This is a genomic window from Yinghuangia sp. YIM S09857, assembly GCF_051388915.1.
Lineage (GTDB): Bacteria > Actinomycetota > Actinomycetes > Streptomycetales > Streptomycetaceae > Yinghuangia.
Window position 1 is genome coordinate 513,352 of record NZ_JBPKBH010000005.1, and the last position, 14,971, is coordinate 528,322.

General features: G+C 69.6%; 15 protein-coding genes. 2 read left to right on the plus strand and 13 right to left on the minus strand.

Annotation, left to right across the window (positions count from 1 at the left end; translation table 11 throughout):
• Positions 1-404: 404 nt before the first annotated feature.
• The 3 genes from ACRX5S_RS13655 to ACRX5S_RS13665 form a co-directional block, all read right to left on the minus strand.
• A complete protein-coding gene (locus ACRX5S_RS13655; protein ID WP_436773217.1) occupies positions 405-2,384 on the minus strand; it encodes a protein meaA in 1,980 nt (659 codons plus the stop codon).
• Positions 2,385-2,624: 240 nt separating this feature from the next.
• Entirely contained in the window at positions 2,625-2,930 is a 306-nt protein-coding gene (locus ACRX5S_RS13660; RefSeq protein WP_436773153.1) for an STAS domain-containing protein, read from the minus strand.
• 457 nt (positions 2,931-3,387) lie between these two features.
• The gene (locus ACRX5S_RS13665) at positions 3,388-4,239 is read right to left on the minus strand and encodes a 3-hydroxyacyl-CoA dehydrogenase family protein (RefSeq protein WP_436773154.1); all 852 of its coding nucleotides are present in this window, start codon (positions 4,237-4,239) and stop codon (positions 3,388-3,390) included.
• A 169-nt stretch (positions 4,240-4,408) separates the two neighbouring features.
• On the opposite strand from ACRX5S_RS13665, the gene ACRX5S_RS13670 reads away from it, so the two are divergent.
• Positions 4,409-4,726, plus strand: a complete 318-nt coding sequence (locus ACRX5S_RS13670; RefSeq protein ID WP_436773155.1) for a hypothetical protein — start codon at positions 4,409-4,411, stop codon at positions 4,724-4,726.
• 59 nt (positions 4,727-4,785) lie between these two features.
• On the opposite strand, the gene murA is transcribed toward ACRX5S_RS13670, so the two are convergent.
• Positions 4,786-6,060 (minus strand): UDP-N-acetylglucosamine 1-carboxyvinyltransferase, encoded by a 1,275-nt coding sequence (gene murA, locus ACRX5S_RS13675; protein WP_436773156.1) that lies wholly within the window; start codon positions 6,058-6,060, stop codon positions 4,786-4,788.
• 99 nt (positions 6,061-6,159) lie between these two features.
• On the opposite strand from murA, the gene ACRX5S_RS13680 reads away from it, so the two are divergent.
• Positions 6,160-6,732, plus strand: coding sequence for a cob(I)yrinic acid a,c-diamide adenosyltransferase (locus ACRX5S_RS13680; RefSeq protein WP_436773157.1), 573 nt, complete (start codon positions 6,160-6,162; stop codon positions 6,730-6,732).
• Positions 6,733-6,891: 159 nt separating this feature from the next.
• Here the strand turns inward: ACRX5S_RS13680 and ACRX5S_RS13685 are convergent, their stop codons facing one another.
• The 9 genes from ACRX5S_RS13685 to atpB form a co-directional block, all read right to left on the minus strand.
• Positions 6,892-7,518: a DUF2550 domain-containing protein gene (locus tag ACRX5S_RS13685; protein ID WP_436773158.1), complete on the minus strand. Its 627-nt coding sequence runs from the start codon at positions 7,516-7,518 to the stop codon at positions 6,892-6,894.
• A gap of 58 nt (positions 7,519-7,576) precedes the next feature.
• The gene (locus ACRX5S_RS13690; RefSeq protein ID WP_358347651.1) at positions 7,577-7,957 is read right to left on the minus strand and encodes a F0F1 ATP synthase subunit epsilon; all 381 of its coding nucleotides are present in this window, start codon (positions 7,955-7,957) and stop codon (positions 7,577-7,579) included.
• Positions 7,958-8,238: 281 nt separating this feature from the next.
• Positions 8,239-9,693 carry a F0F1 ATP synthase subunit beta gene (gene atpD, locus ACRX5S_RS13695; protein WP_436773159.1) on the minus strand — a complete coding sequence of 485 codons (1,455 nt, stop codon included), beginning with the start codon at positions 9,691-9,693 and terminating at the stop codon, positions 8,239-8,241.
• Positions 9,690-10,598: a F0F1 ATP synthase subunit gamma gene (locus tag ACRX5S_RS13700; RefSeq protein WP_436773160.1), complete on the minus strand. Its 909-nt coding sequence runs from the start codon at positions 10,596-10,598 to the stop codon at positions 9,690-9,692. Before ACRX5S_RS13700 ends, atpD begins: the two co-directional genes overlap by 4 nt.
• A gap of 19 nt (positions 10,599-10,617) precedes the next feature.
• Positions 10,618-12,261, minus strand: coding sequence for a F0F1 ATP synthase subunit alpha (gene atpA, locus ACRX5S_RS13705; protein ID WP_436773161.1), 1,644 nt, complete (start codon positions 12,259-12,261; stop codon positions 10,618-10,620).
• A 110-nt stretch (positions 12,262-12,371) separates the two neighbouring features.
• Positions 12,372-13,187: a F0F1 ATP synthase subunit delta gene (locus tag ACRX5S_RS13710; protein ID WP_436773162.1), complete on the minus strand. Its 816-nt coding sequence runs from the start codon at positions 13,185-13,187 to the stop codon at positions 12,372-12,374.
• Positions 13,187-13,753, minus strand: coding sequence for a F0F1 ATP synthase subunit B (locus ACRX5S_RS13715; RefSeq protein WP_436773163.1), 567 nt, complete (start codon positions 13,751-13,753; stop codon positions 13,187-13,189). The genes ACRX5S_RS13710 and ACRX5S_RS13715 overlap by 1 nt, the downstream gene beginning before the upstream one ends.
• Positions 13,754-13,782: 29 nt before the next feature.
• Complete coding sequence (atpE, locus tag ACRX5S_RS13720) at positions 13,783-14,007, minus strand: ATP synthase F0 subunit C (RefSeq protein WP_345673097.1); 225 nt, start codon at positions 14,005-14,007, stop codon at positions 13,783-13,785.
• 74 nt (positions 14,008-14,081) lie between these two features.
• Positions 14,082-14,894 carry a F0F1 ATP synthase subunit A gene (gene atpB, locus ACRX5S_RS13725; protein ID WP_358347634.1) on the minus strand — a complete coding sequence of 271 codons (813 nt, stop codon included), beginning with the start codon at positions 14,892-14,894 and terminating at the stop codon, positions 14,082-14,084.
• Positions 14,895-14,971: the final 77 nt, after the last annotated feature.

Here is a 14,971-nt window from a genome sequence, read left to right on the forward strand (position 1 = left end):
GCCCGAGGCGAAACCTTCTCCCACTCTCCACAACGCGCGTAGCCGTATCCGGTCACCTGACCTGACAAATCACCACCAAAGCCGTCAACTCTCCTGAATCAACCGCCGACACAAGCGGACGCCGGACATTCTCACGGCAATCAAACGCTCGACTCAACCGGCACGCCGCATTCCGCTATGTCCACGGCGCCGAAACCCCGGGCGCAAGCGGACCTCACGCGGACTGCACGCGGACCAAACGCGGACCAGACTCGAACCGGCCAGAAACGCCGAACGGCGGCCCGCGCACGTTCCCAACCGTGGGACGTGCACGGACCACCGCGGCGTTCAAGCATGATCCCGCCGAAGGGACATCGGACGCCGGCGGATCCCGTCGCGCCCGCCGGCCCACCCAAGCCCCGCGCTCACACAGCCAGTTCGTTCGCCTTGCGGATCTCGGTGACGATGCGGGCCATGATCTCCGTGATCCCGAAGTCCTTGGGCGTGAAGACGGCCGCGACGCCCTGCGCCAGCAGCGCCGCCTCGTCCGCGGCGGGGATGATGCCGCCGACCACCACCGGGACGTCGTCCAGCCCCGCCGCGCGCATGCGCTCCAGGACGTCGGGGATCAGCTCCAGGTGCGAGCCGGACAGGATCGACAGGCCGACGCAGTGCACGTCCTCCTCGACCGCCGCCGCCACGATCTGCGCCGGGGTGAGCCGGATCCCCTGGTAGACCACCTCGAAGCCGACGTCGCGCGCCCGCACCGCGATCTGCTCGGCGCCGTTGGAGTGCCCGTCCAGCCCCGGCTTGCCGACCAACAGCCGCAGGCGGCCGCCGAGTTCCGCGCCGGTGGTACGCACCGACTCACGCACGGCGGTCAGTTCCGCCCCGCCCTCCTGCACGCCGACCACCCCGGAGACCCCGGTCGGGGCGCGGTACTCGCCGAACTCCTCGCGCAGCGCCCCCGCCCACTCGCCCGTCGTGACCCCGGCGCGCACGCACTCCAACGTCGCCGGCATGAGGTTCACCGCCGCGTCCGTGCCGACCGACTTCCACGCCCGCGCGTCCACCCGCAGTCGGTCCAACGCCGCGTCCGCGGCCGCCTGGTCGCGCCCGGCACGCCAGGCGCGGACCGCGTCGGCCGCCGCGGACTCCACCGCGGCGTCCGGCACGAAGATCGCGGTGTCCAGGTCGGCGGTCAGCGGGTTCGGCTCGGTGGTCTCGAACTTGTTGACGCCGACGACGATTTCGTCGCCCGACTCGATGCGCCCCCGGCGCGCCGCGTGCGAGGCGACCAACTGCGACTTCATGTACCCGGACTCGATGGCCGCGACCGCGCCGCCCATCGCCTGCACGCGGTCGATCTCCTCCTTGGCCCCGGCGACCAGTTCGGCGACCTTGCGCTCGACCACCACCGAACCCCTGAAGATGTCGTCGTACTCCAACAGGTCCGACTCGTACGCCAGAACCTGCTGGATACGCAGCGACCACTGCTGGTCCCACGGCCGCGGCAAGCCCAACGCCTCGTTCCACGCCGGGAGTTGCACCGCCCGCGCCCGCGCGTCCTTCGACAGCGTGACCGCGAGCATCTCCAACACGATGCGCTGTACGTTGTTCTCCGGCTGTGCCTCGGTCAGGCCGAGTGAGTTGACCTGCACGCCGTACCGGAACCGCCGGTGCTTCGGGTCCTGCACGCCGTAGCGCTCGCGCGTCAGTTCGTCCCACAGCTCGACGAAGGCGCGCATCTTGCTCATCTCCTCGACGAACCGCACGCCGGCGTTCACGAAGAAGGAGATGCGCTGCACGACCTCGCCCATGCGCTCCTGCGGCACCTGCCCGCTGTCGCGCACCGCGTCCAACACCGCGATCGCGGTGCACATCGCGTACGCGATCTCCTGCACCGGCGTGGCCCCGGCCTCCTGCAAGTGGTAGCTGCAGATGTTGATCGGGTTCCACTTGGGGATGTTCGAGACGGTGTACGCGACCGTGTCGGTGATCAGCTTCAGCGACGGCCCGGGCGGGAAGACGTACGTCCCGCGCGACAGGTACTCCTTGATGATGTCGTTCTGCGTGGTCCCCGCCAGCTTGGCGATGTCCGCGCCCTGTTCCTCCGCCGCCACCTGGTACAGCGCGAGCATCCACAGCGCGACCGCGTTGATGGTCATCGACGTGTTCATCCCCTCCAGCGGGATGCCGTCGAACAACTGCCGCATGTCGCCGATGTGCGAGACCGGTACCCCGACCTTGCCCACCTCGCCGCGCGCGAGCTCGTGGTCCGGGTCGTAGCCGGTCTGCGTCGGCAGGTCGAACGCCACCGACAGACCGGTCTGGCCCTTCGCGAGGTTGCGCCGGTACAGCGCGTTCGACTCCTTGGCCGACGAGTGACCGGCGTACGTGCGCATGACCCAGGGCCGGTCGCGCGCCGGCCGGTCGGGGGCAGCCTGCACGGGCTGGGAAGGCTGAGCTGAGGGCGTCTGGCTCGCCACGGGGGACCTCCGGGAGGGTTCCGGGCCCCGACGGCCGCGACGGCTACCGGCCCCGCACTCTCCGGGGTCCGGCGCGCGCCGCACCGGCGCGGCCCTGCTTACCTCGGAGTGTACTGACGGGTAACGCGCCTTGGGCAGGGTGTGTCCCGCCACATGTCAGGCGGCGACGGCGTTCTCCAGGATGAGGATGCGGTGCAGGCGGGTGATGACGAGGACGCGGTGCACGGGTGGTGTCACGCCGCGCAGGACGAAGCGGCGCTCGCGGCGGCCGGCGCGGCGGTGTATGGCGACCAGCAGGCCCAGGCCGGTGGCGTCGAGTGAGCCGACGCCGGAGACGTCGAGGACGAAGTCGCCGCCCGCCCCGTCCACGGCGGCGTGCAGGCGCTGCCGGACGTCGGCCGCGGTGTGGACGTCCAACGTGCCGCGCAGGTGCATTTCGCCGGCGTCGCCCCAGACATGCATGTCGCCTCCTCCGATCGGGGACTGCTCGCAGGGTCTCTCGTATTTCTTTGGAGTCCTCATCAGACCATCGGGGTTGCCGATTGCTCCGAATTCTTGAGGAAATTCACCCCTTTCAGCGACAAAGGCCGGTCCGGATTCATTCCCGGACCGGCCTTCGCCGACGTGTCGCCTACATCTCATCTGCCGCGGCGCGGTTCCGCGCAAACTGACCTTGCCAAAATCCCGGCAATCCCGGCAACCGAATAGATCGAAAAGCCGGACGGCCCGCGGGCGCGGCGACGAATATGGGTGACCGGTATAAACGACCCACGACGCGCACCGGGCCGCGGCTGCCCGAGCCGACCCGCGCCGAAACCCGAGCCGACGCCAGCGCGGCCCCACCCCGACGCCCGAGCCCACGCCAGAGCAGCCCCGCCCCGACACCCGTGCCCACGCCAGAGCAACCGCCCCGACAGCCCTACTCGTACGAGTAGAAGCCCTTGCCGCTCTTCCGCCCCAGGTCGCCCGCGGTGACCATGCGGTTCAGCAGCTCCGGCGGCGCGAACTTCTCGTCCTTGGTCTCCTCGTAGATGTTGCTCGTGGCGTTGCGCATGATGTCGACGCCGGTCAGGTCGATGGTCGCCAGCGGGCCCATCGCGTGGCCGAAGCCCAACTTGCACGCGACGTCGATGTCCTCCGCGGTCGCGACACCCGCCTCGTACAGGCGCACGGCCTCCGTCGTCAGCGCGGTGATCAGGCGCGTCGTGACGAAGCCCGCGACGTCGCGGTTGACCACGATGCAGGTCTTGCCCACGCCCTCGGCGAACGCCCGGGCCACGGCCAGCGTCTCGTCGGACGTCTTGTAGCCGCGCACCAGCTCGCACAGCTGCATCAGCGGCACCGGCGAGAAGAAGTGCGTGCCCACGACCTGCTCGGGGCGCGACGTCACCACCGCGATCTGGGTGATCGGGAGCGCCGAGGTGTTGGACGCCAGCACGGCGCCGTCCTTGGCCACCCGGTCCAGCTCGCGGAACACCTCCTGCTTGATCTCGATCTTCTCGAAGACCGCCTCGACGACCAGGTCCGCGTCCGCGACGGCCTCAAGGTCCGTGGTCACGGTGAGCCGCGCGAGCGCCGCCTCGGCGTCCTCCGCCGACATCCTGCCCTTGGCCACGAACTTCTCGTACGAGGACCGGATCCCGCCCTGCGCGCGCTCCAGTGCGGCGTCGGTGACGTCCCGCAGCGTGACCTCGTATCCGGCCTGGGCCGACACCTGGGCGATGCCGGCTCCCATGAGCCCGGCGCCGATGACGGCGATCTTCTTCGTCACGTCGAACCTCTCTCGTACATGCGAACGTGCCCCCGTCTCCGACGCGGCCGCCGATGCCGTCCGGCCGCGGTGACGGGCACTCCTCCTCGCGAGGGTAACGGCCACTCGATCGGCCTCCGCCGCTGGTCCCTCGCAGGCATGGTGCGGCAGTCTTTGGAGGGGAGGCGAAATGGACCGTTCGTACCTGCTCACGCCGCTGGTGGGCTGCGCCGTCATGGTGGTGATCGCGCTGCTGCTGCGCTGGGCGTTCGGGCGCGGGCACTCGCTCGTCCAACGCGTTCCGAAGCAGGGTACGGAGGACGACTACGGCCTGCTGGTCGCCGTCGCCGCCCCCTCCGACACGACCCACGGCCGGCGCCTGTGCCGCGCGCTGACCGCCGACGGGATCCGCTGCACCCTCGTCGAGACCACCGACGGCCTGCGCGTCATGGTGTGGCCGCCCGACGAGGAGGCCGCCAGGCTCGCGCTGACGCGCTATCCGGACTGACGCCCGCCGACGAGGGTCCACCCCCGCCTGACGGGCCGTCAGTTGGCCGTACGAGCCCCTCAGAACCGCGGTTCGGGCTCCGGCTCGCGCAGCAACGAGCCGCCCAGGGCGGTGATCTGGTCGACCAGGTCGTCGTACCCCCGGTCGATGTGGTGCACCCCGCTGACCAACGTCTCCCCGTCCGCGACCAGGCCGGCCAGCACCAGCCCCGCGCCCGCGCGCACGTCCGTCGCCAGCACCGGGGCGCCGGAGAGCCGCTCCACGCCGCGCACGATCGCATGGTGGCCGTCCGTGCGGATCGACGCACCCAGGCGCAGCAGCTCCTGGAGGAAGACGAAGCGCGCCTCGAAGATGTTCTCGGTGATCATCGCGTGCCCGTCCGAGACCGCGTTGAGCACCGCGAACTGCGGCTGCATGTCGGTCGCGAAGCCCGGATACGGCAACGTCACCACGTCGACGGCCCCCGGCCGCCGGTCCATCACGACGCGGAAGCCGTCGTCGGTCGCGGTGACCGAGGCGCCCGACACCGTCAGCTTGTCGAGGGCGATCTCCAGGTGCTCCGGCCGTGCGTTCCGCACCGTCACGTCCCCGTGGGTGACCGCCGCGGCCACCGCGAACGTCCCGGCCACGATCCGGTCCGGGACCGTGCGGTGCACGACCGGCGACAGGCCCTCGACGCCGTGGATCTCGATCGTCGAGCTGCCCGCACCGTCGATCTTCGCGCCCATCTCGGTCAGCATCGTGCAGATGTCGACGATCTCGGGCTCACGCGCGGCGTTGTCGATGACCGTGGTGCCCTTCGCCAGCACCGCGGCCATCAGGATGTTCTCGGTCGCGCCCACGCTCGGGAAGTCCAGCCACACCGGTGTGCCGACCAGCCCCTTGGGCGCCTTCGCGATCAGGTAGCCGTGCTCGTTCTCGACGGTTGCACCGAGCTTGACCAGCCCGTCTATGTGCATGTCGAGGCCGCGCGAACCGATCGCGTCGCCCCCCGGGAAGGCCACCTGCACCTCGCCGCAGCGGGCGAGCAGCGGCCCGAGCACGCAGATCGACGCGCGCATGCTGCGGACCAGGTCGTAGTCCGCCTCGTGACCCGGCGACGCCGGCACCGCGATGCGCAGCGTCCCGCTGGTCTCCCCCTCGACCACGCAGCCCAGGCGGCGCAGCAGTTCGCTCATGATCTGCACGTCGAGGATCCGGGGCACCTCCTCAAGGGTGGTCTCCCCCTCCGCCAGCAGCGCGGCGGCCATCAGTTTGAGCGCGCTGTTCTTGGCGCCCGTGATACGCACCTCGCCGGCGAGCCTCGCCCCGCCGGTCACCCGGAACCTGTCCATCACGGCATCGTAGGGTCTCCCAGGAGCCCCACCGAACACGTGTCGCAACCTGGTGACACCCCCGCGTTCGATTGCTGACACGCCGCGTAGGTTTGGGACATGGTCAATCTGACACGCATCTACACGCGCACCGGCGACGACGGCACGACGGCGCTCGGGGACATGAGCCGGACGTCCAAGAACGACCCCCGGCTCGCCGCGTACGCCGACGTCGACGAGACCAACGCGGTCATCGGGGTGGCGCTCGCGCTGGGGGCGCTGGAGGAGGACGTCGTCACCCTGCTCACCCGCATCCAGAACGACCTGTTCGACGTCGGCGCGGACCTGTGCACGCCCGTCGTGCCGGACCCGAAGTACCCGCCGTTGCGCGTCGAGGAGTCGTACGTCGACGCGCTGGAGGCGGCGTGCGACCGCTACAACGAAGAACTCCCCAAGCTGCGCAGCTTCATCCTCAACGGCGGTACGCCCGGCGCCGCGCTGCTGCACCAGGCCCGCACGGTGGCCCGCCGCGCCGAGCGCAGCACGTGGGCCGCGCTGGAGACGCACGGGGACACCATGAACGCGCTCACCGCGAAGTACCTGAACCGGCTCTCCGACCTGCTCTTCATCCTGGCCCGGCACGCCAACCGCGAGCAGGGGGACGTGCTGTGGGTGCCGGGCGCGAACCGCTGACTTTTTGGGCGGCTGAAGCACAAACTCCGCGGCTGTGCTCGTTCCTCGCTCCGCCGCGGAGTCCGCAATTCCGCCTTGGACCTGCCGCCACCTGCGGTCGCCGACGCTCCCTCCGGCGCCGCCAGGTCTACCTGGCACGCTGAAAGTGGGCCCGGGGCGTCAGGCCACGTTGACGCGTTGGCCGGGTGGGGCGGCTTCGAGCCAGGCCAGGAAACCCGTCAGGGCGTCCTCGCTCATGGCCAGTTCGAGCAGGACGCCGTTGTGGCTGCACACCAGCACCACCGAGCCCGCCAGCAGCGCCAACTCCTCCTGGCCGACGGGCAGCCGCCGCTCGATCACCACGATGTCGTGGCGCTCCAGGACGCGGCGCGGGCGCGGGGCGTACGAGAACACCCGGAACCACTCGATGCGGTCGCCGCTGTAGCGGGCGATGCCGAAGACCCAGCCCTTGCCGTGGTCCAGGGGCGCCGCGCGCGGCGGCTCGGCCGGGTCGCCGGGCTCCGGGGGCTGGGGTGCGGGCGAAGAACCGTGCCCCGCCGGGGGCGCGTCCGCGGCGGGAGAATCAGCAGCGGCGCCCTCCGGGACCGAACTCCCGGACGACGCCGCGGCGGGCCCCGCCTCCCCGGTGTCCGGGGAGGCGGCGCGTACATCTGGCAGACGGCGCAGCGAACAGTCGAACGTCCCGCCGGGACGCTGGATCAGTCGGCGCCGTACGGCGAACGCGCCGATGGCGGCGGCGGTCACCACGACGACGGCCAGGACGACCGTCAGCAGCACGAGGACCATCTCGTCAGACCTCCTCGTGTTCCGCGTGCGGGTCTCGGCCGACGCCTGGGTTCGAGCGTCAGTGCCCGACGCCTACGCCGGCCACGCGCAGGCGCGTGTCCGCCCGGCGCTCGGCGGCGAGGTCCTTCTCGTGACCGGCCCGCTCCAGAGCGCGCTGGGCACGGGCGACGTCGATCTCGTCGGCGAGCTCGACGATCTCCGCGAGGAGCGAGAGCTCGTTGTTCGCGTAGGAGACGAAGCCGCCGTGGACCGCGGCGACGATGGTGGTGCCGTCCGCCTGGCGGATGGTCACCGGGCCCGACTGGAGCACTCCGAGGACCGGGGTGTGTCCGGGCTGGATACCGGTGTCGCCGTCGGAGGTCCGGGCGACCACGATCGTGGCCTCGCCCGACCACACCTTGCGGTCGGCCGCGACCAGCTCGACGTGCAGCTCAGCCAACGTGGCTCCTCAGGTCGTACGGACGGACGCCGCGCGCCTGCCCGTGTCCCGCGCACCGGTTCTCCGGCGCGGGATGCTGTCAGAATATCGGTCCCGCGGACCCCGATTCCAACCGGGACCGCGGCCCCCGGGCCCGCCTGGGCGAATCCGGGTCGGTGGACCCGGTGTTGAACCCGGCGTCGGACCGGGTGTCGAACCCGGTTGCGGACCCCGCCGCGCAGGGCGAGGGACGGCCCGTACCGGACCGCCCCTCGCACCTCACGACAAGCCGCCGGTCCCGCTCAGCCCTTGGCGAGCTCGGCGATCTTCTTCTCCAGGTCGTCGAGACCACCCAGCATGAAGAACGCCTGCTCCGGCGCGTGGTCGTACTTGCCGTCCGCGATCGCGTTGAACGCCTCGATCGTCTCGGAGAGCGGCACGTCCGATCCGTCGAGACCGGTGAACTGCTTCGCGACGTGGGTGTTCTGCGACAGGAACCGCTGGATGCGGCGCGCACGGTGCACGACGAGCTTGTCCTCTTCCGAGAGCTCGTCGATGCCGAGGATCGCGATGATGTCCTGGAGGTCCTTGTACTTCTGGAGGATCCCCTTGACACGAGTCGCGCAGTCGTAGTGCTCCTGCGAGATGTACCGCGGGTCGAGGATGCGGGACGACGAGTCCAGCGGGTCCACGGCCGGGTAGATGCCCAGCTCCGAGATCGGACGCGAGAGCACCGTCGTGGCGTCGAGGTGCGCGAACGTCGTCGCCGGGGCGGGGTCGGTCAGGTCGTCCGCGGGCACGTAGATCGCCTGCATCGAGGTGATCGAGTGGCCGCGGGTCGAGGTGATGCGCTCCTGGAGCACGCCCATCTCGTCCGCCAGCGTGGGCTGGTAGCCCACCGCGGAGGGCATGCGGCCGAGCAGCGTGGAGACCTCGGAGCCGGCCTGCGTGAAGCGGAAGATGTTGTCGATGAACAGAAGCACGTCCTGCTTCTGCACGTCGCGGAAGTACTCCGCCATCGTCAGACCCGACAGGGCGACGCGCAGGCGGGTGCCCGGCGGCTCGTCCATCTGGCCGAAGACCAGCGCGGTCTTGTCCAGAACGTCGGATTCCTTCATCTCGTCGATGAGGTCGTTGCCCTCACGGGTGCGCTCGCCGACGCCCGCGAACACCGACACACCGTCGTGGTTGCGCGCGACACGGACGATCATCTCCTGGATGAGGACCGTCTTGCCGACGCCCGCACCGCCGAACAGACCGATCTTGCCGCCCTTGACGTACGGGGTCAGCAGGTCGATGACCTTGACGCCGGTCTCGAACATCTCGGTCTTGGAGTCGAGCTGGTCGAAGGCCGGGGCCTTGCGGTGGATCGGCCACCGCTCCTCGACCTTGAACTCCGACTTCGGCACGTTCAGCGGCTCGCCGAGGGCGTTGAACACGACGCCCTTGGTGCCCTCGCCGACCGGTACCGAGATGGCCGCGCCGGTGTCGGACACGACCGAGCCACGGGTGAGGCCGTCGGTCGGCTGCATCGAGATCGCGCGGACCATGCCGTCGGCGAGGTGCTGGGCGACCTCAAGGGTGAGGAGCTTCTTGCCCTCGCCCTCGCCCTGACCGGTCAGGTCGACCTCGACGTGCAGCGCGTTGAACATCTCCGGCATCGCGTCGACGGGGAACTCCACGTCGACGACCGGGCCGATGACCCGGGCGACACGGCCCGTGGCCAGGGCCGGCGTTGCAGTGGCAGTCATAGTCATTCACTCCCCGCGGTCGCGTCGGCCAGGGCGTCCGCGCCGCCGACGATCTCGCTGATTTCGTTGGTGATCTCGGCCTGACGGGCGTTGTTGGCAAGCCGCGTCAGAGTACGGATGAGCTCTTCGGCGTTCTCGGTCGCCGACTTCATCGCCTTGCGCCGGGCCGCGTGCTCGGAGGCCGCGGACTGGAGCAGGGCGTTGTAGATGCGGCTCTCGACGTACCGCGGCAGCAGCGCGTCGAGCACACCCGCGGCCGAGGGCTCGAACTCGTAGAGCGGGAAGGCTCCGCCGGCCGGCTCCTCGTCCGAGTCCTCGACCACGAGCGGGAGCACCCGCTTCGCGACCGCGTTCTGCGTCAGCATGGACTCGAACTCGGTGCTGACGATGTGGATCTCGTCCACACCGCCGTCCTCCGTCGGCAGGACGAACGCGTCGATCAACGCGCCGGCCACCTTCTTCGCGTCGGTGTACTCCGGGTTGTCGGAGAACCCGCTCCACTCGCCCGCGAGCGCGCGGTTGCGGAACCGGTTGTAGCCGATGCCCTTGGCACCGATGACGTACCGGTCCACGTCCTTGCCCTCGCCGCGCAGCAGCTCGATGAGCTGCTCCGCGGCCTTGATGGCACTGGAGTTGTACGCGCCCGCGAAACCGCGGTCACTCGTGACCAGCAGCACCGCGGCGCGGCTCGCGCCCGGCTTCGCCTCGGTCAGCGGGTGCTTCGCGTTGGAGAAGGTGGCGACCGCGGAGACGGCGCGGGTCAGCTCGTCGGCGTACGGCTTGGCCGCCGCGACGCGCTGCTGCGCCTTGACGATCCGCGACGCCGCGATGAGCTCCTGGGCGCGCGTGATCTTCTTGGTCGCCGACACGGAACGGATCCGACGCCGGTAGACCCGAAGTTGGGCTCCCATGGGTCAGGTCTCTCCGTTCTCAGTTGCCGGACTTGACGTGGCGCTTGATGGTCTCCTGGCCGACCTCGTCCTTGTCCATGCCGTCGACCGGCACCTCGGTGACCAGCGGCGAGCCGTCGGCCAGGGTGTAGGTCTGCTTGAACGCGGCGAGGGCGTCGATCATCGATTCGATGGTGGAGTCCTCGAGCTTGCCGGTCTCCGCGATGGTGGTCAGGATCTCCTTGCGCGAGATGCGCAGGTTGTCCAGGAACTCACGCTCGAAGCGGCGGATCTCCTCCACCGGGACGTCGTCCAGGCGGCCGGTGGTACCGGCCCAGATGGAGACGACCTGCTCCTCCATCGGGAACGGCGAGTACTGGCCCTGCTTGAGCAGCTCGACCATCCGCGCGCCGCGCTCCAGCGAGGACTTCGAGGCGGCGTCCAGGTCGGAGCCGAAGGCGGCGAACGCCTCCAGCTCGCGGTACTGGGCGAGCGACAGGCGGAGCTGGCCGGAGACCGACTTCATCGCCTTGGTCTGCGCCGAGCCACCGACCCGGGAGACCGAGATACCGACGTTGACCGCCGGGCGGACGCCCTGGTTGAACAGGTCCGACTCCAGGAAGCACTGGCCGTCGGTGATGGAGATGACGTTGGTCGGGATGTACGCCGACACGTCGTTCGCCTTGGTCTCGATGATCGGCAGACCGGTCATCGAGCCCGCGCCCAGGTCGTCGGACAGCTTGGCGCAGCGCTCCAGCAGGCGGGAGTGCAGGTAGAAGACGTCGCCGGGGTACGCCTCGCGGCCCGGCGGGCGGCGCAGCAGCAGCGACACGGCGCGGTACGCCTCGGCCTGCTTGGTCAGGTCGTCGAAGACGATCAGGACGTGCTTGCCCTGGTACATCCAGTGCTGGCCGATGGCCGAGCCGGTGTACGGCGACAGGTACTTGAAGCCGGCCGGGTCGGACGCGGGGGCCGCGACGATGGTCGTGTACTCCATCGCGCCGGCCTCTTCGAGCGAGCGGCGCACGCCCGCGATCGTCGAGCCCTTCTGGCCGACGGCGACGTAGATGCAGCGGACCTGCTTCTTCGGGTCGCCCGACTTCCAGTTCTGGACCTGGTTGATGATCGTGTCGACGCAGACCGCGGTCTTGCCGGTCTGGCGGTCGCCGATGATCAGCTGGCGCTGGCCGCGGCCGATCGGGGTCATCGAGTCGATCGCCTTGATGCCGGTCTGCATCGGCTCGTGGACCGACTTGCGCATCATGACGCCGGGGGCCTGGAGTTCGAGGGCGCGGCGGCCCTCGCTCTCGATCTCGCCCTTGCCGTCGATCGGGTTGCCGAGGGGGTCGACCACGCGGCCGAGGTAGCCGTCGCCGACCGGCACCGACAGAACCTCGCCGGTCCGGCGGACCGTCTGGCCCTCTTCGATCGAGCTGAAGTCACCGAGGATGACGACACCGATCTCGCGGACGTCGAGGTTCAGCGCGAGGCCGAGGGTGCCGTCCTCGAACTTCAGGAGTTCGTTGGCCATGACCGAGGGCAGGCCCTCGACCTTGGCGATGCCGTCCATGCACTCGCTGACCGTGCCGACTTCCTCGCGCGACGCCGTGTCCGGCTCGTACGAGTCGACGAAGCGCTCCAGCGCGTCCCGGATCTCCTCCGGCCGGATCGTGAGCTCCGCCATCTGGTGTCCCTGCTCTCCTAGGTGGTGGGGTTACGGTCCGCCGTCGGTGACGGCGATCTCGGAACCGCGATGCTGCTGTCTGTCGTTTACGCTGCTCGTCGACCGCGCGGTCAACGGACCAGTCGCCGCCCGGCCTCGTCGAGGCGGGTGGCCACGGTGCCGTCGATGACGTCGTCACCGATCTGCACTCGGACGCCCCCGATGACCTCTTCGTCGATCTCGACGTTGAGGTGCACCTGCCGGCCGTAGATCCGGCCGAGGGCCGCCGCCAGGCGGGTGTTCTGCTCCTCGGTGAGGGGCAGGGCCACCGTGACCAGGGCGACCACGCGGCGCCGACGCTCGGCGGCGAGCCGGGCGTACGCCTCGAGTCCCGCCTCCAGGCTACGGCTCCGCGGGTGTGCGACCAGGCGGGTCACCAGGCGCCGGGTGACGGGCTGGACCCGTCCCGCCAGCAGTCCGGAGACCAGCTCGGCCTTGCGACCGTCCGCGATGGACGGGTCGGCGAGCGTGGACCGCAGCTCGCGCTGTCCGGCCACGATGCGGCCGAAGCGGAACAGCTCGTCTTCGAGGTCGTCGAGGGAACCGTCCCGGTCCGCCCCGATGAGCTCGGCCTCGATCGACAGTTCGTCGATCGCGTCGACCAGGTCACGGGGGCGCGACCAGCGCGCCCGGACCAGGCCGCCGAGCAGATCGGCGGACTCGCCGCCGATCTGTCCGTCGAGGAGCTGGGCCAGGAAGGCGGCCCGTGACTCCCCGGACCGCGCCGGGTCCGTGAGGACCCGACGCAGGACCACCGTGCGGTCGAGCAACAGCACGACGGAGTGCAGGTCCTCGGCGAGCGCCGGCATGTCGGCGCCCGTCGACTGGGCGAGAGCGTCGAGGCGCTCGCGCGCCGCGGCGATCGATTCCCGGCTGGCGCCCTGCATCAGCGCACCTGCCCGGAGGTCTGCGCGGAGGTGCTCTCCGCGGCACGCGCGTCGAGCTCGTCGAGGAACCGGTCGACGATGCGGCGCTGGCGCGCCTCGTCCTCGAGCGATTCGCCGACGATCCGGCCCGCCAGCTCGGTGGCCAGCTTGCCGATGTCCTGCCGCAGCACCGTGGAGGCCTGCTTGCGGTCGGCCTCGATCTGCGCGTGGCCGGACGCGACGATCTCGTCCTTGATGCGGGCGCCTTCGGCGCGCATCTCGGAGAGTGCCGCGGCACCCTGCTCACGGGCGTCCTCGGTGAGGCGGCCGGCTTCGCGACGGGCGTCGATCAACTGGGCGCGGTAGCGCTCCAGTTCGGCCTGGGCTTCGGCCTGGGCCTCTTCCGCACGCGCCAGGCCGCCCTCGATGGCGTCCGTACGCTCTTCCAGCGTCTTCTTGATCTTCGGAAGGAGGACCTTGCCGAGGAAGAAGAAGACGATGAGGAACGCCACGCCACCGATGATGATTTCGTCGAGCGGCGGAAGAAGAGGGTTCATCTCCTCTTCGCCGCTGGCGATGTGGATCACGGTGGGAACCTCCGTTGGGAAGTGAAGCGTCACTTACCGAAGACGAACGGCATGACGACGCCGATGAGGGCCAGGGCCTCGGCGAGCGCGAAGCCGAGCAGCATGTTCTGACGGATGAGGCCGGTGGCCTCCGGCTGGCGGGCCATCGCCTGGACGCCGTTACCGAAGATGATGCCGATGCCGACGCCGGGGCCGATCGCCGCGAGGCCGTAACCGATGGAGCCGAGGCTGCCGGTAACTTCAGCGAGAAGCATTGGGGCTTTCCTTTTTTCGAGGCCGGTGGACTTTCCACCGGACGACGGTTGAGGAGGGGATGGTCTGGTGTCTCTCAGTGCTCGGCTTCGAGCGAGCTGGAGATGTACGAGGCGGTCAGGAGCGTGATGATGTACGCCTGTAGCCCCTGGATCAGCAGCTCGAAGGCGACCAGCGCCACGACCACGATGAACGAGGTCGCCGAGTACAGGGCGCCGATGGTCGGGCCGAGCAGGTACCAGGCCGCGACGCTGAAGGTCACGATCAGCATGTGGCCGGCGAACATGTTGGCGAAGAGCCGGACGGCCAGGGTGAAGGGCCGGACGATGACGTTCGACAGGAACTCGATCGGCGCGAGGAGGAAGTACAGCCACTTCGGCAGACCGGGCGGGAACATCATGTTCTTGAAGTAGCCCACGAAGCCCTGGTGCTTGATGCCCAGGTACATGTAGGTCAGCCACACCATGCCGACGATCGAGGCCGGGAAGGCGATCCGCGAGGTGACCGGGAACTGCGCGATCGGGATGATCGACATCAGGTTCATGATCCACACGAAGAAGAAGATCGAGACCAGGAAGGGGACGAAGTGGTCGCCCTTCTTGCCGATCGTCTCGCGGGAGATCTGGTCGCGGACGAACAGGTAGCCCAGCTCGCCGACGTTCTGGACGCCGCGCGGCACCAGCTTGGGCTTCGCGAACGCGCTCCAGAAGAAGCCGACCACGATGAGCACCGAGATCAGGCAGAGCAGCATCGGCTTGGTGAAGTCGAAGCTGCCGATCGAGAAGATCGGCTTGAACTCGTAGATGTTCAGCCCGGGCGAGGGGAAGCCGCAGCCGGCGTCAAACAGGTGACAGCTGCTGGCGAGCTCGACGTCAGCGGCAGCCACCATCGACTCCTTCGTCGTGAAGCATCTTTACGGCAACCTCAGTGTGTCGGCGCGGTGGGGAACCGCGGAGCGGCACGCAG

What these genes read in the sequence shown, in the direction of transcription:
- ACRX5S_RS13655 (WP_436773217.1), bottom strand. Translation starts at nt 2,384, where the DNA reads ATGCGCACGTACGCCGGTCACTCGTCGGCCAAGGAGTCGAACGCGCTG.
- ACRX5S_RS13660 (WP_436773153.1), bottom strand. Translation starts at nt 2,930, where the DNA reads ATGCATGTCTGGGGCGACGCCGGCGAAATGCACCTGCGCGGCACGTTG.
- ACRX5S_RS13670 (WP_436773155.1), top strand. Translation starts at nt 4,409, where the DNA reads ATGGACCGTTCGTACCTGCTCACGCCGCTGGTGGGCTGCGCCGTCATG.
- murA (WP_436773156.1), bottom strand. Translation starts at nt 6,060, where the DNA reads ATGGACAGGTTCCGGGTGACCGGCGGGGCGAGGCTCGCCGGCGAGGTG.
- ACRX5S_RS13680 (WP_436773157.1), top strand. Translation starts at nt 6,160, where the DNA reads ATGGTCAATCTGACACGCATCTACACGCGCACCGGCGACGACGGCACG.
- ACRX5S_RS13685 (WP_436773158.1), bottom strand. Translation starts at nt 7,518, where the DNA reads ATGGTCCTCGTGCTGCTGACGGTCGTCCTGGCCGTCGTCGTGGTGACC.
- atpD (WP_436773159.1), bottom strand. Translation starts at nt 9,693, where the DNA reads ATGACTATGACTGCCACTGCAACGCCGGCCCTGGCCACGGGCCGTGTC.
- ACRX5S_RS13700 (WP_436773160.1), bottom strand. Translation starts at nt 10,598, where the DNA reads ATGGGAGCCCAACTTCGGGTCTACCGGCGTCGGATCCGTTCCGTGTCG.
- atpA (WP_436773161.1), bottom strand. Translation starts at nt 12,261, where the DNA reads ATGGCGGAGCTCACGATCCGGCCGGAGGAGATCCGGGACGCGCTGGAG.
- ACRX5S_RS13710 (WP_436773162.1), bottom strand. Translation starts at nt 13,187, where the DNA reads ATGCAGGGCGCCAGCCGGGAATCGATCGCCGCGGCGCGCGAGCGCCTC.
- atpE (WP_345673097.1), bottom strand. Translation starts at nt 14,007, where the DNA reads ATGCTTCTCGCTGAAGTTACCGGCAGCCTCGGCTCCATCGGTTACGGC.
- atpB (WP_358347634.1), bottom strand. Translation starts at nt 14,894, where the DNA reads ATGGTGGCTGCCGCTGACGTCGAGCTCGCCAGCAGCTGTCACCTGTTT.